We start from the raw sequence: 22,067 nt of genomic DNA, 5'->3' as shown, positions 1-22,067 counted from the left end.
CGAAGATGTTACGTAGGATAACATCAACGATAATGATTCGCATATGCGCGGGCGAACGAGCGGTCTGGAGGCCCGGGGAGGCCCCTGAACGCCTCTCAGCGCGCTCCGCTGGCTTCCACCCCCTGGGCGGAGTCGCCGGCGGCCGAACGCCGCGTCAATCGCGGTCGTCGCGGGTCCAGACGGCGTCGTGTTCGCGCTTCACCGGGAACTTGGGTACCGGCGTATAGGCCGGGGCGCACAGGGCGCGGCCATCGCGCACGTCGAAGCGCGCGCCGTGCAGCACGCATTCCACGCTGCCTTCGTCGGTGTTGAACTCGCCCGAGGACAGCTCGAACTCCTCATGCGTGCACTGGTCTTCCAGCGCGTACAGCTCGCCGTCGAGGTTGAACACCACGATCGGCGTGCCGGTCACTTCGTCGAACACGCTCTTCATTTCACCGGGCAGCAGCTCGTTGCCGGCACACACGAAGGTCCAGGTATCGCTCACGCGGCGGCTCCGGCCAGTGGCTTTTCCAGGACCTCGAAGCGCAGGTCGTCGCGCTTGGGGATTCCGAAGCGTTCGTCGCCATACGGGAACGGCTTCTTGATGCCGGTACGCTGGTAGCCGCGGCGCTCGTAGAAGGCGATCAGTTCGTCGCGTACGTCGATCACCGTCATCTGCATCACCGGCACCTTCCATTCGCGTGCGGCGTGCGCTTCGGCGGCGTCCATCAGCTGCTTGCCGACCCCGCCGCCCTGCTGGGCCGGATCGACCGAGAACATGCCGAAGTAGCCGTTGCCGTCGACGTCGGCAACGTGGGCGCAGGCCACAAGAACGCCTTCGCGCTCGGCCAGCAGGATGGTCGAGCGCGGGCGGTCGAGGTCGGCCTGGATGCCTTCGGCGTCGATGCGGGCGCCATCCAGCAGGTCAGCTTCGGTGGTCCAGCCAACGCGGCTGGCGTCGCCACGGTAGGCCGAGGTGACGAGGGCGATCAGGGCGGGGATGTCGGCCGGCGTGGCGGCGCGGAAGGTCAGGGTGCTCATGGCCCCATTCTAGGTGGGGCGTGGGCGGGCGCAAATGGGGGAGTGGGGTCAGATCCCTTTCGCAACGCGAAAGGGATCTGACCCCGGCATCTACTGACTCAACGGCAGGCCATGGACCGACTGGCACGGGCCCGGAATCGGCAGATGCTCGGGGTCAGATCCCTTTGCGCAGCGAAGGGCCCTGACCCCCTGCTACCAGGAGCAGCCCATGCCAAGGCCACGGCGCATCGATGCGCCCGGATATCCGCAACATGTCGTCCAGCGCGGCAACAATCGCCAGCCCGTGTTCTTCACGGATGACGACCGCGTCGCCTACCTGCGTCTGCTGTGTCATCACGCAGACCAGCAGCACTGCCGGGTCCACGCTTTTGTGCTGATGGACAATCACGTCCATCTTCTGGCAACGCCTGATCTCTGCGGCGGGCTGTCGCGGATGATGCAGGCCGTGAACCGGACCTACGTGCGTCGGGTGAATGATCGGCAGGGCCGCACCGGCACGTTATGGGAAGGGCGCTTCCACTCCACGGTGGTGGATACGGATCGCTATCTGCTGGCCTGCCAGCGCTACATCGAGCTCAACCCGGTTCGGGCGGGGAAGGTGGCGCATCCCGGTGACTATCGCTGGTCGAGCTATCGTGCCAATGCGCGTGGCAGGCCCAATGCGCTGCTCGAGCCGCATTCGGCATTTGAGCTGATGGGTTCTGATGCGGATGAACGGTGCAGGCGCTATGTGGAGTTCATCGAGGCGGGTATTCCGGCGGGGGATCTGCTGGCGATCCGGCGGGCATTGCAGTCGCAACGGCGGCTGTCGGGAATGCTGGTGGGGTCAGATCCCTTTCGCGTGGCGAAAGGGATCTGACCCCGGTGTGCTACGGGCAGTATGCCGCGTTCATCTGGTCGCGATCCGGCGGACATTGCAGTTGCAACGGCGGCTGTTGGGAATGCTGGTGGGGTCAGAGCCCTTTCGCGTGGCGAAAGGAATCTGACCCCGGTGTGCTGCGGGCGGTATGCCGCGTTCATCTGGTCGCGATCCGGCGGGCATTGCGGTCGCAGCGGCGGCTGTCGGGAATACTGGTGGGGTCAGATCCCTTTCGCGTCGCGAAAGGGATCTGACCCCGGTGTGCCGGCTCAGCCCAGCAGCTTGCGTACCTTGGTCAGCGCGGTCATGAAGCGCTCGATCTCGGCGTGCGTGTTGTAGAACGCCAGCGAGGCACGGCAGGTGGCGGCGACGCCGAAGTACTGCAGCAGCGGGTGTGCGCAGTGCTGCCCCGAGCGCACGGCCACCCCTTCCAGGTCGAGCAGGGTGGCCAGATCGTGCGCATGCGCGCCATCGATCAGGAACGAGACCACGGCGGCCTTCTCCGGCGCTTCGCCGATGATGCGCAGGCCGTCGACGCGGCGCAGCTCCTCGGTGAAGTGCGCCAGCAGTTCGGCTTCGCGGGCTTCCACGTTCTCCTGGCCGAGCTGCTGCAGGTAGTCGGCGGCCACGCCCAGGCCGATGAAACCGGCGATGTTCGGGGTGCCGGCTTCGAACTTGTGCGGGGCATCGTTGAACACGGTGCCGTCGAAGCTGACTTCCTTGATCATCTCGCCGCCGCCGAGGAACGGCGGCATCGCGTCCAGGTGCTCGCGGCGCGCCCACAGCGCACCAGTGCCGGTCGGACCGCACATCTTGTGGCCGGTGATGGCGTAGAAGTCGCAGCCGATCGCGGCGACGTCGACCTTGCGGTGCGGCACCGCCTGCGAGCCATCGACCACGGTGATGATGCCGCGCTTGCGCGCTTCACGGCAGATCTCGCGCACCGGATTGACCGTGCCCAGCACGTTGGAGACATGGGTGACCGCCAGCAGCCTGACCTCCGGGGTCATCGCCGCGCGCAGCGCATCCAGGTCCAGCGCGCCATCGGGCGTGATCTCGGCCACGCGGATGGTGGCGCCGGTACGTTGCGCGACCAGCTGCCACGGCACGATGTTGGCATGGTGTTCCATGCGCGTGATCAGGATCACGTCGCCGGCCTTCAATCGCGGCAGCGCCCACGAGTAGGCCACCAGGTTGATGGCGAAGGTGGTGCCGCTGCACAGCACCAGGTCGCTGGCGCGCACGTTGAGGAAGCGTGCCAGCTTGTTGCGTGCGCCTTCGTAGGCGTCGGTCGCTTCGCTGCCCAGTGCATGCACCGCGCGGCTGACGTTGGCGTTGTAGCGGCGGTAGAACTCATCCACCGCGCCGATCACCTGTACCGGCTTCTGGCCGGTGTTGGCGTTGTCGAAATAGACCAGCGGCTTGCCGTGCACTTCACGCATCAGCAGCGGGAAGTCGAGGCGGACGCGATCCCAGTCCGGGGCGCCGGTGCGTTCTTCGATCGGGCGTGGCGTGGACAGGTTCATGCCACACCCGCCTCGGCCAGGGCCTTGTCCAGGCGGCGTGCCAGCTGCTCGCGCAACGCGTCCGGCAGGATCTTCAGCGGTTCATGGCAGAACGCAGCGCTCAGCAGTGCCTGCGCCTGGACCTGGGGCAGGCCACGCGAGCGCAGGTAGAACAGCGCATTGGCATCGAGCTGGCCGACGGTCGCGCCGTGCGCGGCCTTCACTTCATCGGCGTCGATCACCAGCGTCGGCTGGGTGTCGATCTCGGCATCGGCCGACAGCAGCAGGTTCTTGTTGGACAGGTTCGCGTCGGTGCCGTCGGCGCCTTCGCGGATCTGGATGCCGCCATGGAACACCACACGGCTGCGGTTGGCGGCAACGCCGCGCCACAGCAGCTCGCAGGCGGTATCGCGCGCGATGTGGTCGATGCCCAGGCGGGTCTCGACGTGGCGGCGGCCATTGCCGAGCAGCACGCCGTTGGCGGTCAGCCGGGCGTTGTCGCCTTCCAGGCGCACGTTCAGTTCGTGGCGGCTGAGCGCGGCGCCCAGTTCCAGGTCCACGCGGTGGTACTGCGCGTCGCGGGCCAGCACCGCGTCGGTACGCAGGAAGCTGGTCTGGCGGGCGCTGCCGGCCTGCACGCGGGCGTGCTTGAGTACGCCATCGCGGGCGACGTGGGCATGCAGCACGGTGTTGTCCAGGTGGGCGGAGTCACCCACGCTGAAGCGGTGCTCGACCACGCCCAGGCTGGCGCCGGCGCGCAGTTCGATCAGGTGGCGATGGTGCCAGGCCAGGTCGGCTTCGCCGGCGACGCTGGCGAATACCAGTTGCAGCGGCGTTTCGACCTGCACGCCTTCATCCACGCGCAGCACCACGCCTTCATCGGCCAGCGCGGCGTTGAGCCGGGCGAAGATCTCTTCGCTGCGCTCGTAGCGACGGCCAAGGAAACGCAAGGCGTCTTCGCCAGCGGCCAGCGCGGCCGACAGCGGCTGCAGCTGCACGCCGGACGGCAGGGCCTGCACATCGCTCAGCGCGGCATCCAGGCGGCCGTTGACGAACACCAGGCGCGGCGCCGGGATGTCGTCCAGCAGCGCGGCGTCCAGCGCCGGGCCCTGCAGCGGCGCTGCAGCGAACGCACGGCGTTCCAGCTGGCGCAGCGAGGTGTACTTCCAGGCTTCATTGCGGGCGGCGGGCAGGCCGTCGCGCAGGGCCGCATCCAGCACTTCGCGGCGCGCATCGCTGCCACAGAAGGCCTGGGCCATGGAGTCAAGCAGGGCGCTCATCAGACCGCCGCCTCGGGCACGACCCGGTCCTTCAGGAAGTCGTAGCCGTGCGCTTCCAGCTCCAGCGCCAGCTCGGGGCCGCCGCTCTTGACGATGCGACCATCGGCCAGCACGTGCACGACGTCCGGCTTGATGTAGTCCAGCAGGCGCTGGTAGTGGGTGATGACCAGGAACGAACGGTCGGCCGCGCGCAGCGCGTTGACGCCGTCGGCCACGCTCTTCAGCGCGTCGATGTCCAGGCCCGAATCGGTTTCGTCCAGGATCGCCAGCTTCGGTTCCAGCACGGCCAGCTGGAAGATCTCGTTGCGCTTCTTCTCGCCACCGGAGAAGCCTTCGTTGACGCCACGGTGCAGCAGTTCGTCCTTCAGGTGCAGCACGGCCAGCTTCTGCCGCACCAGCTTGAGGAACTGCATGGAATCGAGTTCTTCTTCGCCGCGCGCCTTGCGCTGGGCGTTCAGTGCCGCGCGCAGGAAGTAGGTGTTGTTCACGCCCGGGATTTCCACCGGGTACTGAAACGCCAGGAACAGGCCTGCGGCGGCACGTGCTTCCGGGTCCTGCTCCAGCAGGTCGACGCCGTCGAACTGCACGCTGCCTTCGGTCACTTCGTAGCCGTCGCGGCCGGCCAGGACGTTGCCCAGGGTGGACTTGCCGGCGCCGTTCGGGCCCATGATGGCGTGCACCTGGCCGGGCTTCACATCCAGCGACAGGCCCTTGAGGATTTCCTTGTCGCCGATGCGGGCGTGGAGATTTTCGATCTTCAGCATTGGAATGGTCGTCTTGTCGAATGGGGGATGGCAGGCAGCGCGACTTACAGGTCGTCTTCGCTGCGCTCCAGGAATTCGCTGCGCAGGTAGGCGGTGCGCGTATCGGTCAGGCTGGACTTGGCGTGCAGATACAGCATCGGGTACATCGAGCCGTACAGGACGCGCGGATTCTCGTCCTTGCCGACCGGGTAGCGCGCCTCCAGATCGGCATCACGCAGCTGCACCCACAGGCGCTGCGCGTCCTTCAGCCGGGCCAGTGCCACCGGCTGCCCGGCAAGCTTGGCCAGCACCTGCCGGTAGACCACGTTGAGCTCGGCGTCGGACTTGCGGAAATCGCGGTCGGCGCAGGCGTTGAGCTCCATCTGCGTGCCTTCCGGATTGCAGCCGTCGGCGTCGGCGCTGGCCGCCCATGCCGGCGCGGCGGTGCCGAGCAGCAGGGCCAAGGCGAACAGGGCCTTCATCCGACCGAACCTTCCAGCGAGACTTCCAGCAGCTTCTTGGCTTCCACCGCGAACTCCATCGGCAGTTCGCGGAACACCTGCTTGCAGAAGCCGTCGACGATCATCGACACCGCGTCTTCCTGGCTGATGCCACGGGCGCGGCAGTAAAACAGCTGGTCATCGGAGATCTTGGAAGTGGTCGCCTCGTGCTCGACGGTGGCGCCCGGGTTCTTCACCTCGATGTAGGGGAAGGTGTGCGCGCCGCACTGCTTGCCGATCAGCAGCGAGTCGCACTGGGTGTAGTTGCGCGCGCCCTCGGCGTTGCGGTCCACCCGCACCAGGCCGCGGTAGGTGTTCTGGCCACGGCCGGCGCTGATGCCCTTGCTGACGATCTTGCTCTTGGTGCGCTTGCCGACATGGATCATCTTGGTGCCGGTGTCGGCCTGCTGGCGGTGATGGGTCAGCGCGACCGAGTGGAACTCACCGACCGAATCGTCGCCCAGCAGCACGCAGGACGGGTACTTCCAGGTGATCGCCGAGCCGGTCTCGACCTGGGTCCAGGTGACCTTGCTGCGCGCGCCACGGCATTCGGCACGCTTGGTCACGAAGTTGTAGATGCCACCGACGCCGTTCTCGTCGCCCGGGTACCAGTTCTGCACCGTGGAGTACTTGATCTCCGCATCTTCCAGCGCAACCAGCTCGACCACCGCGGCGTGCAGCTGGTTCTCATCGCGCATCGGCGCGGTGCAGCCTTCCAGGTAGGAGACGTAGGCCTTGTCCTCGCACACGATCAGGGTGCGCTCGAACTGGCCGGTGTGGCCGGCGTTGATGCGGAAATAGGTGCTCAGTTCCATCGGGCAGCGCACGCCCTTGGGAATGAACACGAAGCTGCCATCGGAGAACACCGCCGAGTTGAGCGCGGCGAAGTAGTTGTCACCGACCGGCACCACGGTGCCCAGGTACTGGCGCACCAGCGCCGGGTGTTCCTTGATGGCCTCGGACATCGAGCAGAAGATCACGCCCTTCTCGGCCAGTTCCTTGCGGAAGGTGGTGCCCACGGATACCGAGTCGAACACCGCATCCACCGCCACGCCGGCCAGCTTGGCGCGCTCGTGCAGCGGCACGCCCAGCTTGTCGTAGGTGTCGAGCAGTTCCTTCGGCACATCATCCAGCGAGGCGTACTTCGGGCCCTTCGGCGCGGAGTAGTAGCTGAGCGCCTGCAGGTCGATCGGCGCGATCTCCAGCTTGGCCCAGTCCGGCATCGGCAGGGTCAGGAAGTGGCGGTAGGCATCCAGGCGCCACTGCGTCATCCACTCCGGCTCGTCCTTCTTGGCCGACAGGGCACGGATGGTGTCCTCGTCCAGGCCCGGCGGCAGGGAGTCCGACTCGATCTCGGTGATGAAGCCGGCCGAATACTTGCGGCCGAGCTGCTCGTGGATCTCGCGGTTGGGGGTGTCGTCGTGGGCGACGTTTTCGATGGTTTCGGTGGCCATGGGGGGCTGCCTACGGATCAGGAGACGACGTCGACAGCGATGGTGCGGCGCTGTTCGTCATCGGCAAGGGGGAGAGGGGGCAGGATCTGCGCGAGGGTGACATCGCGCAGGGCCTCGGAGACCACGTCGTTGATCAGCCGCCAGCTGCTGCGCGCGCCGCACTTGGGCGCCATGCCGCACTGGTGGTGGTCGTGGCTGCATTCGGTCAGGGCCAGTGGCCCTTCCATCGCTTCGACCACTTCGAACAGCGAGATCTCGATGGCCGGGCGGGTCAGGCGGTAGCCGCCACGGACGCCACGCAGGCCTTCGACCAGGCCGGCCTGGGCCAGTGGCTTGAGCACCTTGCTGACGGTGGGCGGCTCCAGACCGGTGAATTCGGCCAGCTCGGTGGCACTGAGCACTTCGCCCGGACGGGCGGCGAGCACGGTCAGCACGACGGTGGCGTAATCGGTGAGTTTGGTGACGCGCAACATGGGGATGCGAGTGGTTCTTAAAGCGGACTGAAATTGTACGCTTTTATTCGCCACCATCCAACCCGGGCATTCAGCCGGCGCTTGGGCCAGGCCGGGAGGACACACCGCGGCCGTTGCCGGGGCGCAATGCTGCGCCAACGGGGTGATTTTCGCAATCACCCGGAATGGGCGAGAATCCCCATTCCATTCGCTGCAAACAGCCCTCGCCGATGCCGAAGAAGATCCAAGCCCGCAAGTCCGCCATCCATGGCAACGGCGTGTTCGCCGTGGCCCCGATCAAGCAGGGCGAGCGCGTGATCCAGTACAAGGGCCTGCTGCGCAGCCACGGTGATGTCGATGCCGATGACAGCGGCGACGTCGAAAGTGGCCATACCTTCCTGTTCACCCTCAACGATGACTGGGTGATCGACGCCAACTACAAGGGCAACGACGCGCGCTGGATAAACCACAGCTGCGACCCGAACTGCGAGGCGGTGATCGAGGAGGACGAGGACGGCGACAGCCGGGGCGACAAGGTGTTCATCGAGGCACTGCGTGATATCAAGGCCGGCGAGGAGCTGACCTACAACTACGGCATCACCCTGGCCGAGCGCCACACCGCCAAGCTGAAGAAGATCTGGGAGTGCCGTTGCGGCTCGCCCAAGTGCACCGGCACGATGCTGCAGCCCAAGCGCTGATCGGTACCGGGTAGTGCCGGCCGCTGGCCGGCAAGGCGCAATCCAGGTGCCGGCCAGCGGCCGGCACCACCCGGCGGCTCTCCACCTGCCGTGCACGACAGGGTCACCGCCGCGCAAGGGCCGTTCTTCCATTCTGTGGGCTCCCCCAACCGGAGTGCCTCCATGGCAGAGCGATTGAAGGGCAAGCAGATTGCCATCCTTGCCACCCACGGCTTCGAACAGTCTGAACTGATCGAACCCAAGCGTTTGCTGGAAGCGGAAGGGGCGCGCGTCAGCGTGGTCTCGCCCGCAAAGGAAGCGACGATCAAGGGCTGGAAGGAGAAGAACTGGGGCGACGCCGTCGCGGTGGATATCCCGTTGGATGAGGCCGATCCTGCACGCTTCGATGCGGTGGTTCTGCCCGGCGGGGTCATCAATCCGGACACACTGCGCACCGATGATGCCGTACTGGCCTTCATCCGTTCAGTGGATGAAGCCGGCAAGCCCGTGGCGGCGATCTGCCATGGCCCGTGGCTGCTGATCAACAGCGGCCTGGCCGATGGCCGCGAGCTGACCTCCTGGCCTTCCCTGCAGCAGGATCTGGCGAACGCGGGTGCGACATGGCGCGATGCCGAGGTGGTGGTCGACGGCAACGTCATCACCAGCCGCAAGCCGGATGACATTCCGGCTTTCAGCGAGGCGGTGGTAAAAGCGCTTGCCGCCTGATGCGCTACCGGTAGTGCCGGCCGCTGGCCGGCAGATGCAGTGACGTGCTGCCGGCCAGCGGCCGGCACCACCTCATTTGCCCAGCAGGCCTGCCGGTACCAGGTTGCCCAGGTTCTGGTTGAAAGTGACCACCAGCTTGCCGTTCTTCACCTGTGCCGACTGCACCTGCAGGGCGCCGAGCACCCCGGCCACGGCCGGGTCCAGCTTGTAGATCGGTTCGCGCTGGGCGTAGTCGCTCAGCCACGCATTGAGCAGGCCACGGGTGCGCGAGTCGAGGCGGCCGCCCTGGTTGGCCGGGGTGAAGTCATCCACGCTCGGCTGCTGCAGGTGAAAGCCCTGGGTCTGCGCGTCGTAGCGCAGGCCGCTGCTGAGCTTCACCGTGCCCAGTCGGGCCGGGTTGCCGCCGGCGGTGGCCAGCGCGACGTCCATGCCCAGGTTCAACCGTTCGCCGGCCGGAAGGCTCAGCTGCGGGTGGCTCATGGTCAGGGCGATCAGGCCGCCGAGGGCGTCCTGGGTGCGCGGGAAGCTGCCATCGAGGTACTGCTGCACGTCGCTGGCGCCCACCGACAGTTCGCGGCCGGAAATGGAGGGAGCCGCCTGTGCACCGATCGCAGCGGCGATCAGCACGGTGGAGGCCGCGAGGCGGGTCATCAGGGAACGCAGGCGCATGTCGGTGACCGGTGGGAAGCAGATGGATGGATCAAAGAGTAGCCGCGCAGGCTGAATCGCGCGTGCATGCCGCTGCAACGGTTCAGTCCAGCGTTGGACGCAGCTGTGCCGACTGGATCTGCCAGGCGCTGCCGTCGCTGCTGGGCTGCACGCGGTACCAGCCGCCGAAGCGGAACGTGCCATTGGCGGTGACCGCACGGATCTGCACAGGGACTTCAAGCAGCCGCGGTGGCTGCCGGTCATCTCGGGCGATCGGGGTATCGCTGTGCAGGCGCAGCGTGCGCAGGTCCTGCAGCTGCCGCAGCGCGGCGTCGTCTGCATGCCGCGGGTCGCCGGGTGGGATCGTCCAGGCAGCATCGCTGGCGGCGCGGTCGCGGTTGAGCAGTGCGGCGACGTAGCGGTTGAGCATCGTCGACGGCGGCTCTGCGCCGTCGTCGACGGCGGACAGCAGCGTCATATCGCTCGCCTGCAATGCTGCGGGACCGGGGCCGGTACCGGTGTCCGCTGCTGCGGCGACGGGAGCGGACGCTGCCGTGATGTGATCATTCGTCTGTGCCGCCGGGCGTGAACAACCCAGCAGCACCAGTGGTGCGATCAGGAACAGGATCCTGCGCATGCCCGCCTCCTCCCCGAGGCAACCTGGAGGGCGGCAGTGTATCGGTTGCGCCGCTATCAGCGGGAGGAGGGCAGCTGCTCCAGCGCGTCCAGCGCCGGCAGGACCTGACCGGCGATGGCGGCCAGTGCGTGGCCGTCGGTCTCGGCGTGGCGTTGCACGATGTCGCGCAGCAGCTGGGTGGCGATCACCAGGGTCGCGCGCTCGTCGCCACTGATGCCGGCGGTACGCGGGGCCGCTTCCAGCAGGCGCATCAGGTCGCGGCCGGCGCGGTGTTCCAGTTCGATGGTGCAGCGCCCGGTGCACTGCAGCCCGTCCTTTTCGATCGGGGTTACCGAGATCCGGTAGCGGGTGGAGGGGCTGGCCATGAGGGTGTGCTCGCCGTAGCTGTGGAGGATGTGCCCACCATAGGCAAGGCCACGGCTGGCGGCGACGGCCGGCGCTGCACGCAGTGTTCCACCCGGTACGTTCCGCGCCCTTTGCGGAGCACCGGCAGCCAATGCTGGCGGGCCTGTACGGGGATTGCCGGGGCCGCGGCAACGCTGTGTTGCGGGGTGTGGTGCGGAAAAAAAAAACGGGACGGCCAGAGCCGTCCCGTCGGAATCCGCGTTGGGGCGCGCGCTTACAGCGCGGCGTCCTTCAGCTTCTTCAGCGGACGCACCTTCAGCTTGGTGGTGGCCGGCTTGGCAGCGAACCACTGCTCTTCCTTGGTGAACGGGTTGATGCCCTTGCGCTTCGGCTTGGCCGGCACATTGACGGTGGTGATCTTCAGCAGGCCCGGCAGGGTGAACGAGCCAGCGCCCTTCTTGTGCACCGAGGAGGCGACGGCGCTTTCCAGCGAGGCCAGCACAGCGCGGACGTCCTTGGCGATGACGCCGGAGGCTTCAGCGATGTGTGCAACCAGGCCGGACTTGGTCAGCACTTCCTTGATCGGCTTCGGAGCGGCCGGCTTGGCGGCTGCCTTCGTCGCGACTTTCTTCACTGCCTTCTTCGGGGCAGCCTTCTTAGCGGTCTTTGCCATGGTTTCCTGTTCCGTGAACGGTTGGTTGTGTGGTCGGCGCCGAACCCCGTCGGCAAGCGCAATGTAGGGCAACTCTCGGGCGCCGCCAATAGCCCGAAGCGCGGAAAGTGCATGTTTTTTCATATCCAGGCCGATTCAGTACATGGCCGGCGGTGGGGGGCGGGGGCGCTGCAGCGTGCGCGATGGCTGCTGCCTGCCCGTTGCTGGAATGTGCGAAACCACTGAAAACAAGGGAAAAGTCCGCGTCAGTCTGGCGAAGAAGTGACCAGCTGTCCGATGTCCGGCGGACGTGCGGCATGCGGCGGAGCGACGCAGGGCTAACGCGTCCCGTGCGAGAGTGGCCGTTCATCACCGCCACGCAGGAGCAGCACATGGGAATCTCGCGACACGCCACCGCGCACTGGGAAGGCGATCTGAAGTCGGGCAAGGGACAGCTGAGCACGCCGCAGAGCGGGCTGCTGGACAAGACCCGCTACGGTTTCAACAGCCGCTTCGGCGACGAGAAGGGCACCAATCCGGAGGAGCTGATCGCCGCCGCGCACGCCGGCTGTTTCACCATGGCGCTGTCGGCCAAGCTTGGTGAGGCCGGCTTCACCCCGACCTCGCTGGACACCGAGGCCAAGGTCGATCTGTCCCTGGAGGGCGGCCCGCAGCTGTCGCAGATCCGGCTGAAGGTGAAGGCCGTGGTGCCGGGCATCGACGCCGCACAGTTCCGTGCCATTGCCGATGACGCCAAGCAGAACTGCCCGGTGTCCAAGGCGCTGAGCGCGGTGCCGATCAGCCTGGAAGCCGAACTGGGCTGAGCCACGGTAGTGCCGGCCGCGGGCCGGCAACCGCATGATGCCGGGGTCCATGTAGCAGCCGGCCAGCGTTATGGCGGCCTTCCTGGTCCCCACCCTCCGGGCCGTCGCGTCCGACGTTGGCAGCGGCTCCTGCCGCTGCCTTCGGCTCTACCACCCGCCAGCGCGATCACCAATCAAGGGTGCCGGTAATCACCGTCTGCACCTGCCCGCCCGACCAGACCTCGCCGTCTTCATCGACCCGCAGGGTCAGGCGCGCGTCATGGCCGACTTCGCGGCCCTGGCTGACTTCGAACGGTGCACGGCCTCGGGGCAGCGCATCGCGCAGGTCCAGCCACGCGGCCAGCACGGCATTAGCCGCGCCGGAGGCGGCGTCCTCGAAGCGGCGGCCATTGCCGACGAAGGCACGTACTGCAAGATCGAAGCCTTCGCCGCCATCGCTGAAGGCGTAGGCAAACACGCCCATGCTGTCGGTGGATTCGGCCAGAGCCGCGACCGCGTCCCAGTCCGGGCGCAGTGCGCGCAGTGCCGCTTCATCGGCCACCTGCACCACCCACCAGCTGCGCCCGCCCTGCATGCGCGCCGGCGGCAGCGAGCCCAGCGGCCAATCCTTCAGCGCCGCCTGCAGGCGCGGGTCGGTGGCCTCGGCGATCTCCGCCAGCTGCGCGCGCGGGGTGCGGATGGCAATGCGCTGCTGCGCGCCCTCGCCGCTCACGCGCAGCGGCAGCGCACCGGCGATGCCGTCCTGCACGAGCACGCCGTCGACTGGCGCGGCCAGGCCCGCCTGCAGCACCGCATGCGCGGTGCCGACGCTGGGATGGCCGGCGAACGGGACCTCCTTCTGCGGGCTGAACATGCGCAGCCGGTAGCTGGCGCCTGCGACCTGCGGCGGGAACACGAAGGTGGTCTCGGGCAGGCGCGTCCAGCGCGCAATGGCCTGCATGCTGGCATCGTCCAGGCCTTCGGCATCAAGCACCACGGCCAGCGGATTGCCGGCACCGGCGCGCGGGGAGAACACATCCAGCTGCAGGAAACGGCGGGTGGACATCGGGCAGGACTCCAGTGAACAGGCGGCATAGCGTAGCGCGGGGCACAAAAAAGGGGACGGAGGGAATTAAGTCGCTTGTGCCCCAAGTGCCATAAGCGACTTAATTCCCTCCGTCCCCTTTTTTCGTGCGCTACCAGCGAAGGTGGCCGTCGATGACCGGCTGCACCTGGCCGCCGATCCAGACCGTGCCCTGCGCGTCGACCTGCACCTGCACGTGGCCATCGCGGCCGACTTCGCGGCCCTGGCTGGCCACGTAGTGGCCCTCGCGGCCGGGCAGGGCGTTGCGCTGCCGCAGCCAGGCAGCGATCAGAGCATTGGCGCTGCCGGTGACCGGATCTTCCGGCACGCTGGCCGCATCGGCGGGGCAGAATGCGCGCACCACACGGGTGTGGTCGGTACCGGCTTCGTCGGCGAATACGGCCACGCCGGTGGCCTCGGTGGCAAGGCTCCAGTCGCGCAGGGCGGCCATGTCCGGCGCCAGGCCGCGCACAGCGGCGGCATCGCGCAGCGGCAGCAGCCACCAGCGCGCGCCGTTGTCCCAGAGTTCGGGCACGTGCCCGTTGGCGGCGAGGGCCAGCAGTGCTTCGGGTGCCGCATCTGCGCCAGTCGCCAGTTGCCGCGCCGGTGGGCTGGCCAGCTGGATCTGGAGTGCCTCGGCCGGGCCGCTCACCCGCACGGGCAGCACCCCCGCCGCGCACTGCTGCAGCAGGGCGCCGTCGCGAGGCTGGGCCAGGCCGCAGCTCACCGCCGCCCAGGCCGCGCCGACGCTCGGGTGGCCGGCGAAGGCCAGCTCACGGGTCGGGGTGAAGATGCGGATGTGGTAGTCGGCGCCGGGCGCGCTGGGGCGCAGGAAGAACACCGTCTCGGACAGGTTCAGCCAGGCGGCCAGGGCCTGCATCTGCTCGCCGGAGAGCGCATCGGCGTCCAGCAGGGCACCCAGTGGATTCCCGGTTCCGGGGCGGGAGGCGAAGACATCGAGCTGCAGGTAACGGAGGAGGGCCATCTACGGGGATATTGCGCTTAGAATCAAAGGTTCCGCCCCCGAGGGCGGCTTCCCCACATTCTACATAGCCAATCCATGTCAGCTTCCCCCCTTGTCGATCGTTGGATCGTACTGAAGTTCGGCGGCACCTCGGTGTCGCGTCGTCACCGCTGGGACACGATCGGGAAGCTGGCGAAAAAACGCGCGGAAGAGACCGGCTCGCGCGTGCTGGTGGTGGTGTCGGCGCTGTCCGGGGTCACCAACGAGCTGACCGCGATCGCCGATGGCGCGCCGGACAGCCGTGATCGCGTGGCCGCGCTGGTCGAACGCCATGAAGGCTTCCTGGCCGAACTGGGCCTGGGCCGCGAAGTACTGGCCGAGCGCCTGGCGGCACTGCAGGGCCTGCTCGACGACCCGCGTGCGGCCACCCGTCCGCTGCAGTGGCAGGCCGAAGTGCTGGGCCAGGGCGAACTGTTGTCGTCCACGCTGGGCGCGGCCTACCTGCACGCCTCGGGCCTGGACATGGGCTGGATGGATGCCCGCCAGTGGCTGGACGCGATGCCGCCGCAGCCGAACCAGAGCGACTGGTCACAGCGCCTGTCGGTGAACTGCCAGTGGCGTGCCGACGCGGAGTGGATGCAGCGCTTCCGCGCGCAGCCGACCCGCCTGCTGATCACCCAGGGTTTCATCTCGCGGCATGCCGATGGCGGTACCGCCATCCTCGGCCGTGGTGGCTCGGATACCTCGGCGGCGTACTTCGGCGCGCTGCTCGGCGCCAGCCGCGTGGAAATCTGGACCGATGTGCCGGGCATGTTCAGTGCCAACCCGAAGGATGTGCCGGACGCGCGCCTGCTGACCCGCCTGGACTACTACGAGGCGCAGGAAATCGCCACCACTGGTGCCAAGGTGCTGCATCCGCGCTCGATCAAGCCGTGCCGCGATGCAGGCGTGCCGATGGCCATCCTCGATACCGAGCGTCCGGAACTGCCGGGCACCAGCATTGACGGCAGTGCTGCACCGGTACCAGGCGTCAAGGCGATCAGCCGCCGCAACGGCATCGTGCTGGTGTCGATGGAAGGCATCGGCATGTGGCAGCAGGTCGGCTTCCTGGCCGATGTGTTCAACCTGTTCAAGAAGCATGGCCTGTCGGTGGACCTGATCGGTTCGGCCGAGACCAACGTCACCGTGTCGCTGGACCCGTCCGAGAACCTGGTCAACACCGATGTGCTGGCCGCGCTGTCGGCCGACCTGTCGCAGATCTGCAAGGTGAAGGTGATCGTGCCGTGCGCGGCGATCACCCTGGTCGGCCGTGGCATGCGTTCTCTGCTGCACAAGCTGTCGGACGTGTGGGCCACCTTCGGCCGCGAGCGCGTGCACATGATTTCGCAGTCGTCCAACGACCTGAACCTGACCTTCGTCATCGACGAGGCCGATGCCGATGGCCTGCTGCCGATCCTGCATGCCGAGCTGATCGACAGCGGTGCGATGCCGGTGGAAGAAACCGAAGTGTTCGGCCCGCGCTGGCGCGAGATTGCCGGCACCGTGCGCCCGCGCGGCACGCCGTGGTGGCGCGGCCAGCGTGCGCACCTGCTGCAGCTGGCCGATGCCGGTACGCCGCGCTATGTCTACCACCTGCCGACGGTGCGCGCCCGCGCCCGCGCGCTGGCCGCGATCAAGCCGATCGACCAGCGTTACTACGCGATCAAGGCCAACAGCCACCCGGCCATCCTGCAGCTGCTGGAAGCCGAGGGCTTCGGGCTGGAGTGCGTCTCGTACGGCGAGCTGAAGCATGTGTTCCAGCACCTGCCGGAGCTGTCGCCGCGGCGCGTGCTGTTCACTCCCAGCTTCTGCCCGCGCAGCGAGTACGAGGCGGCGTTCGCCCTTGGCGTGACCGTCACCGTCGACAACGTCGAAGCGCTGCAACGCTGGCCGGACCTGTTCCGCAACCGCGAGCTGTGGCTGCGCGTCGACCTGGGGCGTGGCGAAGGCCACCATGCCAAGGTCCGCACCGGCGGCAAGGAGTCCAAGTTCGGCCTGCCGATCGCCCGCGTGGACGAGTTCGTGCGCGCGGCCTCCGAGCTGGGCAGCCGCGTGGTCGGCCTGCATGCGCACCTGGGCAGTGGCGTGGAAACCGCGCAGCACTGGCGCCTGATGTGCGATGAGCTGGCCGGCTTCGCCCGCCGCATCGGCAGCGTGCACACCATCGACATCGGTGGCGGCCTGCCGATTCCGTACAGCGACGAAGACGAGCCGTTCGACCTGGACGCCTGGGCCGAGGGCCTGGCCGAGGTCAAGGCGCTGCACCCGGCATTCCGCCTGGCGATCGAGCCGGGCCGCTACCTGGTGGCCGAATCGGGCGTGCTGCTGACCCATGCCACCCAGGTGGTGGAAAAGGACGGCGTGCGCCGCGTGGGCCTGGATGCCGGCATGAACACGCTGATGCGCCCGGCCCTGTACGACGCCTGGCACGACATCGAGAATCTCAGCCGCCAGGGTGGTTATGCCGAAGCGGCGTTCGATGTGGTCGGCCCGATCTGCGAATCCAGCGATGTGTTCGGCAAGCGCCGCAAGCTGCCGGTGTCGACCGCGCCGGACGACGTGATGCTGATCGCCGACGCCGGCGCGTACGGCTATGTGATGGCCAACACCTACAACCAGCGGATGCTGCCGCGCGAAGACGTGATCGAATGACCACCGCGCGCGCCCTGCACCCGCCCACCGACACGCCCCGCGCCATCGCGCGGGCCCGTGCCTGACCGGATACACCATGACTGCTTTCGACAAACACCAGGTTTCCCGCTTCCGCTTCGTCCGCTGCGAATTCGCCGCGGATACCGGCGTGGCCAGGCTGGTCTACGCCTTCGATGACGGCCCGGAGATGGTGGAAACCATCACCGTGCCGGGCGCCCCGTTCGTGCTGGACGAAGCGCGTAGCGCCGCCGTGCAGCGCGCGCTGCAGCTGCTGCACCTGATCGCCGGTGTCAGCTACTACAAGGCCGGCGTACCGGATACGGTCAGCATCGACAGCTACAGCATCGATGCCGATACCGCCGCGCTGGTGGAGACCATTTACCTCAACGGCCTGGGCGAATTTGCCTACCGCAACGGCCTGAACCTGCGCGGCCGCTTCCGGTTGCCGGTGCAGGGCGTAGCTGCGCAGGCGCCGGCGCTGGGCCTGCAGCCGCACGCGCTGGTGGCCATCGGCGGCGGCAAGGATTCGCTGGTCAGCATCGAAGCGCTGCGCCGTGCCGGCGTGGACGAGACCGTGACCTGGATCGGTGGCTCGCAGCTGATCCGTGCGTGCGCCGAGCGCACTGGCCTGCCGACCTTGAACCTGGGCCGCACGCTGGCACCGGAACTGTTCGAGTTGAACCGCCAGGGCGCCTGGAACGGCCATATCCCGGTGACGGTGGTGAACTCGGCGATCATGGTGCTGGCCGCGTTGCTGCACGGCGTGGACCAGGTCGTGTTCTCCAACGAGCGCTCGGCCAGCTACGGCAGCCAGATTCCAGGCACCGGCGAAGTGAACCACCAGTGGTCCAAGGGGTGGGCCTGCGAGCAGGCCTTCGGTAGCCATGTGCAGAAGTACGTGGCGGCGGACCTGCAGTACTACTCGCTGCTGCGCCCGATGTCCGAGCTGGCGGTGGCCCGCCAGTTCGCCAAGAGTGACTTCTACGACGCGCATTTCTCCAGTTGCAACCGCAACTTCCACATCCTCGGCGAGCGCCCGGTGAACCGCTGGTGCGGCGTCTGCCCGAAATGCCATTTCGTGTTCCTGGCGCTGGCCCCGTTCATGCCCAAGACGCGCCTGGTGCGCATCTTCGGCCGCAACCTGCTGGACGATGCCGAGCAGGCCGGTGGCTTCGATGCGCTGCTGGAATTCCAGGACCACAAGCCGTTCGAGTGCGTGGGCGAAGGCCGCGAATCGCGTGCGGCGATGGCGACCCTGGCACAGCGCCCGGAGTGGAAGGAAGACGTGCTGGTGAAGCGCTTCTGCAACGAGATCCAGCCGCAGCTGGATGCCGCCGAACTGGAACTCGCACCGCTGCTGCAGCTGCAGGGCGAGCACCGTGTTCCAGCTGCGCTGTGGGAACGGGTGCGTGAAGATTTCGAAGCTTGAAGGAAAGCGCGTCGCGCTGTGGGGCTGGGGCCGTGAGGGCCGCGCCGCGTTTGCGGTGCTGCGCGCGCGCCTGCCCACGCTGGCATTGAGCCTGTTCTGCCCGGTGTCCGAGGTCGAGGCGGCGCGTGCGGAAACGGAGGGCGCGCTGGACGTGCGTGGCGAGCCTTCCGCTGAAGCGCTGGCCGCGTTCGACGTGGTGATCAAATCGCCCGGCATCAGCCCGTACCAGCCGATCGCGCTGGCGGCTGCAGGGCAGGGCACCAGCTTCATCGGTGGCACCGCGCTTTGGTTCGCCGAACACGCGGCCGACGATGGCATCGTGCACGACACCGTGTGCGTGACCGGTACCAAGGGCAAGAGCACCACCACCGCGCTGGTTGCGCACCTGCTGCGTGCCGCCGGCCATCGCACCGGCCTGGTCGGCAACATCGGCCTGCCGCTGCTGGAAGTGCTGGATCCCCAGCCCGCGCCCGAGTACTGGGCGGTGGAACTGTCCAGCTACCAGACCGGTGAGGTGGCACGCAGTGGCGCCCGCCCGCAGGTGGCGGTGGTGCTTAACCTGTTCCCGGAACACCTGGACTGGCACGGCAGCGAACAGCGTTACATCGAAGACAAGCTGCGGCTGGTGACTGAAGCCGCACCGCGCATCGCTGTGCTCAACGCCGCCGATCCGCACCTGGCCGCGCTGTCGCTGCCCGACAGCGAAGTGGTCTGGTTCAACCAGCCGCAGGGCTGGCACATGCGCGGCGACATCGTGCATCGCGGTGAGCAGGCCGTGTTTGATACCTGCAACACGCCGCTGCCAGGCCGCCACAACCGCGGCAACCTGTGCGCGGTGCTGGCCGCGCTGGAAGCGCTGGGGCTGGATGCCGTAGCGCTGGCACCGGCGGTGCAGGACTTCCGTCCGCTGCCGAACCGCCTGCAGCGCATCGGCGTGGCCGATGGCCTCACCTACGTCAACGATTCGATCAGCACCACGCCGCATGCCAGCCTGGCCGCGCTGGAGTGCTTCGCCGGCCAGCGCATCGCGCTGCTGGTGGGAGGGCATGACCGTGGCCTGGACTGGACCGATTTCATGCAGCACATGGCGCACGATGTGCCGCCGGTGGAGATCGTGACCATGGGCAGCAACGGCCCGCGCATCCACGCGATGCTGCAGCCGTTGGCCGACGCCGGTCGCTTCGGCCTGCATGCGGCGGGCGATCTCGCCGAGGCGATGGCCTTGGCGCGCGCCGCGCTGGGCGAACAGGGCGGGGTGGTGCTGCTGTCGCCGGGTGCACCGAGCTTTGGTGCGTACCGCGACTACGTGGCGCGTGGCCGTCATTTCGCCGCGCTGGCCGGGTTCGATCCGGACAGCATCAGCGCGATTCCGGGGTTGGGCATCGGGTAAGGGGTCGGATCCCTTTCCGCAGGAAAGGGCTCTGACCCCAGCGAGTTACCATCGGCGCATCCCCGGACGGACCCGGATACCCGCATGTGCACCTTCGTCACCCTGTTTCTGCCCACCTCGTTTGCGCACGTTGAAGCCGCCGCGATCATGGAGCGCAGCGGCCGGCGCCTGTTCGCGCAGGATTCGCCCAGTCTGCAGGCGGCGGTCGGACCCGGCTGGCAGCCGTGGCTGAGCGCCGCGCACTGCGATTGCGGTACTGCGGTGGCCTCGTCGCGGGCCGAGCGGGAGTGGAAGGGCGATGCCGAGCGCTGGCGGAAGAAGGGCTGGAGCGAAGCCAAGATCGCCCGCGCGCTGGCCGAGCAGCGAGCGCGGCATGAACAGGATCAGCAGGTACGTCGCGATGAAGCGCTGGGCGACGCCGGCCAGTGGCTGCAGCGCATTGATGCCCTGCTGGCCGGGGGCGCGGCGCGCATCGGACTTCTGGTACGCGACTACGACGGCTCGGTCGGCGCCCGGCAGCCGAAACCGCCGGAACGTCACTGGCCGCGTGCGCGCCTGGCGGCCGCGGATCTGCTGGCGTTCGAGCCGGGTACCTTGCATTGGATCGAACGCGGGTGAGGCCGTTATCCACGCATGGCGTGGATCTACTGCAGAGCCGGGCCCATGCTCGGCTGGATTTCAGTCCTCATGCCGGATGAACGCGTAATCGCGATCAATCAGCTGCTGCAGGTACGCATCGAAGCTGGGTGCGATGACTATGTAGCTGTCCGGATCGTGCAGATAGCGCACCACCTGGCCGACGGTACCGCCCGGTGCGGGGTTGAAATCCAGGTAAAGCTTCGAGGTGCCGCCGTTGTTCGTGCAGTGCGAGAAGCACAGGCGACGGTCCATCGGAACATCTGCATCAATACCGTCGCCAAGAATCTCCGGCTCGTCGTCCAGCCATTCTTCGTAGATAGTGCGGATGCTGTCGTCCCACTCGTCCTGGTCTTCGAAGATGTCTGCGGCCGAGCTCAGGTAGTAGGGATAGCGGCCGTCCTCGACATCCGAACCCAGCATCAGCACGCACACCTCCCCACCGGGATATCCGCGGAAGTATGTGCCATCCACCCGCGACAGCAGTTCCAGCAGGCTGTCCGGCACCTTTGGCCACTGCGCGCGCAGGCCCTGCAGGTCATCGGTGCTGGCGCCCTCGACATGCGCCCATTGCGCAGCGTCGTTGGCAGGCAGACGCGGAATCAGGCCGGAGAGGAAGCGATCAACAAGGCTCATGCAGAATCAGGGGCGAAAAGAGTTGAGTCGTATCCCACCACACCTGCGTCACGTCGCCAAGGCAGAATGCGACACGGGAGGGTGTTCTGCGACGTGATCCCCTCCGTCCCCTTTTCATTGGAGCAGGCGCATGAATCGTTGGCGATGCGGTGTGGCGGTGATCCTGGGGCTGGCGGCGATGCCGGCGTGGGCGGCGATGAAGACCCAGCCGGTGGAATGGAAACACCAGGGCACGACCTTCAGTGGCGTGCTGGTCTATGACGACGGCGACAACGACAAGCGCCCGGGTCTGGTGATGGTGCCGAACTGGAAGGGCGTGAACGAATCGGCGGTCGAAAAGGCCAAGCAGCTGGCCGGCGATGATTACGTGGTGCTGGTGGCCGATGTCTACGGAAAGGGCGTGCGGCCGAAGACCGATGCCGAGGCCGGGCCGGTGGCAACCAAGCTGCGCAATGACAGGCCGCTGCTGCGCGCACGTGCGCTGGAGGCGGTGAACGTGCTCAGGGCGCAGGCGGGCAAGGTGCCGCTCGATGCCGGCCGGATTGGCGCGGTGGGCTTCTGTTTCGGCGGCACCACGGTGCTGGAACTGGCCCGTGCCGGTGCGCCGCTGGCCGGTGTGGTCAGCCTGCACGGTGGGTTGGGTTCACCTCTGCCGGCGCAGGCCGGTGGCAGCCATCCGTCGGTGCTGGTGCTCAACGGCGCCGACGACAGGAGCGTGACCGCCGAGGACATCGCTGGCTTCCAGAAGGAAATGGACGCGGCCAAGGTCGATTGGGAGTTCACCAACTACAGCGGTGCGGTGCACTGCTTCGCCGAGCGCGATGCCAACAGTCCGCCGGGGTGCCAGTACAACGAGCGGGCGGCGAAGCGCGCATGGAAGGCGCTGGATGAGTTCTTCGAGGAACGCTTCGAGAAACGTTGATTCGTGCAGTA

The 22,067-nt window shown here is 67.5% G+C and carries 24 protein-coding genes; 9 read left to right on the top strand and 15 right to left on the bottom strand.

Features of this window, described 5'->3' with window-relative positions; genetic code table 11:
• Positions 1-154: 154 nt before the first annotated feature.
• Together AC5P53_RS12100 and AC5P53_RS12095 are read right to left on the bottom strand one after the other, a co-directional pair.
• Positions 155-487, bottom strand: coding sequence for a non-heme iron oxygenase ferredoxin subunit (locus AC5P53_RS12100; protein ID WP_014646265.1), 333 nt, complete (start codon positions 485-487; stop codon positions 155-157).
• The gene (locus tag AC5P53_RS12095) at positions 484-1,023 is read right to left on the bottom strand and encodes a GNAT family N-acetyltransferase (RefSeq protein ID WP_069117492.1); all 540 of its coding nucleotides are present in this window, start codon (positions 1,021-1,023) and stop codon (positions 484-486) included. Before AC5P53_RS12095 ends, AC5P53_RS12100 begins: the two co-directional genes overlap by 4 nt.
• 208 nt (positions 1,024-1,231) lie before the next feature.
• Between AC5P53_RS12095 and AC5P53_RS12090 the strand changes: the two genes are divergently transcribed.
• Positions 1,232-1,882: a transposase gene (locus tag AC5P53_RS12090; RefSeq protein WP_049441080.1), complete on the top strand. Its 651-nt coding sequence runs from the start codon at positions 1,232-1,234 to the stop codon at positions 1,880-1,882.
• Positions 1,883-2,151: 269 nt separating this feature from the next.
• Here the strand turns inward: AC5P53_RS12090 and AC5P53_RS12085 are convergent, their stop codons facing one another.
• Genes AC5P53_RS12085 through AC5P53_RS12060 form a run of 6 tightly spaced genes read right to left on the bottom strand, consistent with a single transcriptional unit; the run spans position 2,152 to position 7,837 of the window.
• Entirely contained in the window at positions 2,152-3,408 is a 1,257-nt protein-coding gene (locus tag AC5P53_RS12085; protein ID WP_046429365.1) for a cysteine desulfurase, read from the bottom strand.
• Positions 3,405-4,667 (bottom strand): Fe-S cluster assembly protein SufD, encoded by a 1,263-nt coding sequence (sufD, locus tag AC5P53_RS12080; RefSeq protein ID WP_197557335.1) that lies wholly within the window; start codon positions 4,665-4,667, stop codon positions 3,405-3,407. The genes AC5P53_RS12085 and sufD overlap by 4 nt, the downstream gene beginning before the upstream one ends.
• Positions 4,667-5,431, bottom strand: coding sequence for a Fe-S cluster assembly ATPase SufC (gene sufC / locus AC5P53_RS12075; protein WP_032129235.1), 765 nt, complete (start codon positions 5,429-5,431; stop codon positions 4,667-4,669). The genes sufD and sufC overlap by 1 nt, the downstream gene beginning before the upstream one ends.
• Before the next feature lie 44 nt (positions 5,432-5,475).
• Positions 5,476-5,892: a lysozyme inhibitor LprI family protein gene (locus AC5P53_RS12070; protein ID WP_032957816.1), complete on the bottom strand. Its 417-nt coding sequence runs from the start codon at positions 5,890-5,892 to the stop codon at positions 5,476-5,478.
• A complete protein-coding gene (sufB, locus tag AC5P53_RS12065; RefSeq protein ID WP_014646271.1) occupies positions 5,889-7,364 on the bottom strand; it encodes a Fe-S cluster assembly protein SufB in 1,476 nt (491 codons plus the stop codon). The genes AC5P53_RS12070 and sufB overlap by 4 nt, the downstream gene beginning before the upstream one ends.
• A 17-nt stretch (positions 7,365-7,381) precedes the next feature.
• Positions 7,382-7,837, bottom strand: coding sequence for an SUF system Fe-S cluster assembly regulator (locus AC5P53_RS12060; protein ID WP_005408436.1), 456 nt, complete (start codon positions 7,835-7,837; stop codon positions 7,382-7,384).
• A gap of 209 nt (positions 7,838-8,046) precedes the next feature.
• Here AC5P53_RS12060 and AC5P53_RS12055 point away from each other — a divergent pair, with 209 nt between their 5' ends.
• Positions 8,047-8,514: an SET domain-containing protein gene (locus tag AC5P53_RS12055; protein ID WP_012479369.1), complete on the top strand. Its 468-nt coding sequence runs from the start codon at positions 8,047-8,049 to the stop codon at positions 8,512-8,514.
• 162 nt (positions 8,515-8,676) lie between these two features.
• Entirely contained in the window at positions 8,677-9,219 is a 543-nt protein-coding gene (locus AC5P53_RS12050) for a type 1 glutamine amidotransferase domain-containing protein (protein WP_032957815.1), read from the top strand.
• A 72-nt stretch (positions 9,220-9,291) separates the two neighbouring features.
• Here AC5P53_RS12050 and AC5P53_RS12045 read toward each other — a convergent pair whose 3' ends face one another.
• From AC5P53_RS12045 to AC5P53_RS12030, 4 genes are all read right to left on the bottom strand, one after another.
• Positions 9,292-9,888 carry a YceB family lipoprotein gene (locus AC5P53_RS12045; protein ID WP_014646273.1) on the bottom strand — a complete coding sequence of 199 codons (597 nt, stop codon included), beginning with the start codon at positions 9,886-9,888 and terminating at the stop codon, positions 9,292-9,294.
• 82 nt (positions 9,889-9,970) lie between these two features.
• Positions 9,971-10,504, bottom strand: a complete 534-nt coding sequence (locus tag AC5P53_RS12040) for a hypothetical protein (protein WP_032957813.1) — start codon at positions 10,502-10,504, stop codon at positions 9,971-9,973.
• A gap of 56 nt (positions 10,505-10,560) precedes the next feature.
• A complete protein-coding gene (locus tag AC5P53_RS12035) occupies positions 10,561-10,869 on the bottom strand; it encodes a DUF3861 family protein (RefSeq protein ID WP_014646275.1) in 309 nt (102 codons plus the stop codon).
• A gap of 254 nt (positions 10,870-11,123) precedes the next feature.
• On the bottom strand, positions 11,124-11,522 hold the full coding sequence (locus AC5P53_RS12030; protein WP_010483539.1) for an HU family DNA-binding protein: 399 nt from the start codon (positions 11,520-11,522) through the stop codon (positions 11,124-11,126).
• 371 nt (positions 11,523-11,893) lie between these two features.
• Between AC5P53_RS12030 and AC5P53_RS12025 the strand changes: the two genes are divergently transcribed.
• On the top strand, positions 11,894-12,325 hold the full coding sequence (locus AC5P53_RS12025) for an OsmC family protein (RefSeq protein ID WP_014646276.1): 432 nt from the start codon (positions 11,894-11,896) through the stop codon (positions 12,323-12,325).
• Positions 12,326-12,491: 166 nt separating this feature from the next.
• On the opposite strand, the gene AC5P53_RS12020 is transcribed toward AC5P53_RS12025, so the two are convergent.
• Positions 12,492-13,370 (bottom strand): PhzF family phenazine biosynthesis protein, encoded by an 879-nt coding sequence (locus AC5P53_RS12020; RefSeq protein WP_053496181.1) that lies wholly within the window; start codon positions 13,368-13,370, stop codon positions 12,492-12,494.
• A 130-nt stretch (positions 13,371-13,500) separates the two neighbouring features.
• Positions 13,501-14,373 (bottom strand): PhzF family phenazine biosynthesis protein, encoded by an 873-nt coding sequence (locus AC5P53_RS12015; RefSeq protein ID WP_032957809.1) that lies wholly within the window; start codon positions 14,371-14,373, stop codon positions 13,501-13,503.
• Between the two features lie 75 nt (positions 14,374-14,448).
• On the opposite strand from AC5P53_RS12015, the gene AC5P53_RS12010 reads away from it, so the two are divergent.
• The 4 genes from AC5P53_RS12010 (at position 14,449) to AC5P53_RS11995 (ending at position 20,480) form a co-directional block, all read left to right on the top strand.
• Positions 14,449-17,043 carry a bifunctional aspartate kinase/diaminopimelate decarboxylase gene (locus tag AC5P53_RS12010; protein WP_164077021.1) on the top strand — a complete coding sequence of 865 codons (2,595 nt, stop codon included), beginning with the start codon at positions 14,449-14,451 and terminating at the stop codon, positions 17,041-17,043.
• A gap of 76 nt (positions 17,044-17,119) precedes the next feature.
• Positions 17,120-18,472, top strand: coding sequence for a UDP-N-acetyl-alpha-D-muramoyl-L-alanyl-L-glutamate epimerase (murL, locus tag AC5P53_RS12005; protein ID WP_014646280.1), 1,353 nt, complete (start codon positions 17,120-17,122; stop codon positions 18,470-18,472).
• Positions 18,453-19,862: a UDP-N-acetylmuramoyl-L-alanine--D-glutamate ligase gene (murD, locus tag AC5P53_RS12000; RefSeq protein WP_014646281.1), complete on the top strand. Its 1,410-nt coding sequence runs from the start codon at positions 18,453-18,455 to the stop codon at positions 19,860-19,862. The genes murL and murD overlap by 20 nt, the downstream gene beginning before the upstream one ends.
• Positions 19,863-19,946: 84 nt before the next feature.
• Positions 19,947-20,480 carry a hypothetical protein gene (locus tag AC5P53_RS11995; protein ID WP_241887214.1) on the top strand — a complete coding sequence of 178 codons (534 nt, stop codon included), beginning with the start codon at positions 19,947-19,949 and terminating at the stop codon, positions 20,478-20,480.
• A gap of 60 nt (positions 20,481-20,540) precedes the next feature.
• On the opposite strand, the gene AC5P53_RS11990 is transcribed toward AC5P53_RS11995, so the two are convergent.
• On the bottom strand, positions 20,541-21,134 hold the full coding sequence (locus tag AC5P53_RS11990) for an SMI1/KNR4 family protein (protein WP_241887215.1): 594 nt from the start codon (positions 21,132-21,134) through the stop codon (positions 20,541-20,543).
• A gap of 130 nt (positions 21,135-21,264) precedes the next feature.
• On the opposite strand from AC5P53_RS11990, the gene AC5P53_RS11985 reads away from it, so the two are divergent.
• Entirely contained in the window at positions 21,265-22,056 is a 792-nt protein-coding gene (locus tag AC5P53_RS11985; protein WP_100449586.1) for a dienelactone hydrolase family protein, read from the top strand.
• Positions 22,057-22,067 lie beyond the last annotated feature (11 nt).

It is taken from the genome of Stenotrophomonas sp. YJH_SMC_82 (genome assembly GCF_059368875.1).
This window is presented reverse-complemented; position numbering and strand designations above follow the sequence as displayed.

Coding starts and splice junctions, on each gene's coding strand:
- AC5P53_RS12025 (WP_014646276.1), top strand. CDS start 11,894: ATGGGAATCTCGCGACACGCCACCGCGCACTGGGAAGGCGATCTGAAG.
- AC5P53_RS11985 (WP_100449586.1), top strand. CDS start 21,265: ATGAATCGTTGGCGATGCGGTGTGGCGGTGATCCTGGGGCTGGCGGCG.
- murL (WP_014646280.1), top strand. CDS start 17,120: ATGACTGCTTTCGACAAACACCAGGTTTCCCGCTTCCGCTTCGTCCGC.
- AC5P53_RS11995 (WP_241887214.1), top strand. CDS start 19,947: ATGTGCACCTTCGTCACCCTGTTTCTGCCCACCTCGTTTGCGCACGTT.
- AC5P53_RS12085 (WP_046429365.1), bottom strand. CDS start 3,408: ATGAACCTGTCCACGCCACGCCCGATCGAAGAACGCACCGGCGCCCCG.
- AC5P53_RS11990 (WP_241887215.1), bottom strand. CDS start 21,134: ATGAGCCTTGTTGATCGCTTCCTCTCCGGCCTGATTCCGCGTCTGCCT.
- AC5P53_RS12090 (WP_049441080.1), top strand. CDS start 1,232: ATGCCAAGGCCACGGCGCATCGATGCGCCCGGATATCCGCAACATGTC.
- AC5P53_RS12055 (WP_012479369.1), top strand. CDS start 8,047: ATGCCGAAGAAGATCCAAGCCCGCAAGTCCGCCATCCATGGCAACGGC.
- AC5P53_RS12010 (WP_164077021.1), top strand. CDS start 14,449: ATGTCAGCTTCCCCCCTTGTCGATCGTTGGATCGTACTGAAGTTCGGC.
- AC5P53_RS12040 (WP_032957813.1), bottom strand. CDS start 10,504: ATGCGCAGGATCCTGTTCCTGATCGCACCACTGGTGCTGCTGGGTTGT.
- AC5P53_RS12095 (WP_069117492.1), bottom strand. CDS start 1,023: ATGAGCACCCTGACCTTCCGCGCCGCCACGCCGGCCGACATCCCCGCC.
- sufB (WP_014646271.1), bottom strand. CDS start 7,364: ATGGCCACCGAAACCATCGAAAACGTCGCCCACGACGACACCCCCAAC.
- AC5P53_RS12050 (WP_032957815.1), top strand. CDS start 8,677: ATGGCAGAGCGATTGAAGGGCAAGCAGATTGCCATCCTTGCCACCCAC.
- AC5P53_RS12035 (WP_014646275.1), bottom strand. CDS start 10,869: ATGGCCAGCCCCTCCACCCGCTACCGGATCTCGGTAACCCCGATCGAA.
- AC5P53_RS12070 (WP_032957816.1), bottom strand. CDS start 5,892: ATGAAGGCCCTGTTCGCCTTGGCCCTGCTGCTCGGCACCGCCGCGCCG.
- AC5P53_RS12060 (WP_005408436.1), bottom strand. CDS start 7,837: ATGTTGCGCGTCACCAAACTCACCGATTACGCCACCGTCGTGCTGACC.
- sufD (WP_197557335.1), bottom strand. CDS start 4,667: ATGAGCGCCCTGCTTGACTCCATGGCCCAGGCCTTCTGTGGCAGCGAT.
- AC5P53_RS12045 (WP_014646273.1), bottom strand. CDS start 9,888: ATGCGCCTGCGTTCCCTGATGACCCGCCTCGCGGCCTCCACCGTGCTG.
- AC5P53_RS12020 (WP_053496181.1), bottom strand. CDS start 13,370: ATGTCCACCCGCCGTTTCCTGCAGCTGGATGTGTTCTCCCCGCGCGCC.
- sufC (WP_032129235.1), bottom strand. CDS start 5,431: ATGCTGAAGATCGAAAATCTCCACGCCCGCATCGGCGACAAGGAAATC.
- AC5P53_RS12015 (WP_032957809.1), bottom strand. CDS start 14,373: ATGGCCCTCCTCCGTTACCTGCAGCTCGATGTCTTCGCCTCCCGCCCC.
- AC5P53_RS12030 (WP_010483539.1), bottom strand. CDS start 11,522: ATGGCAAAGACCGCTAAGAAGGCTGCCCCGAAGAAGGCAGTGAAGAAA.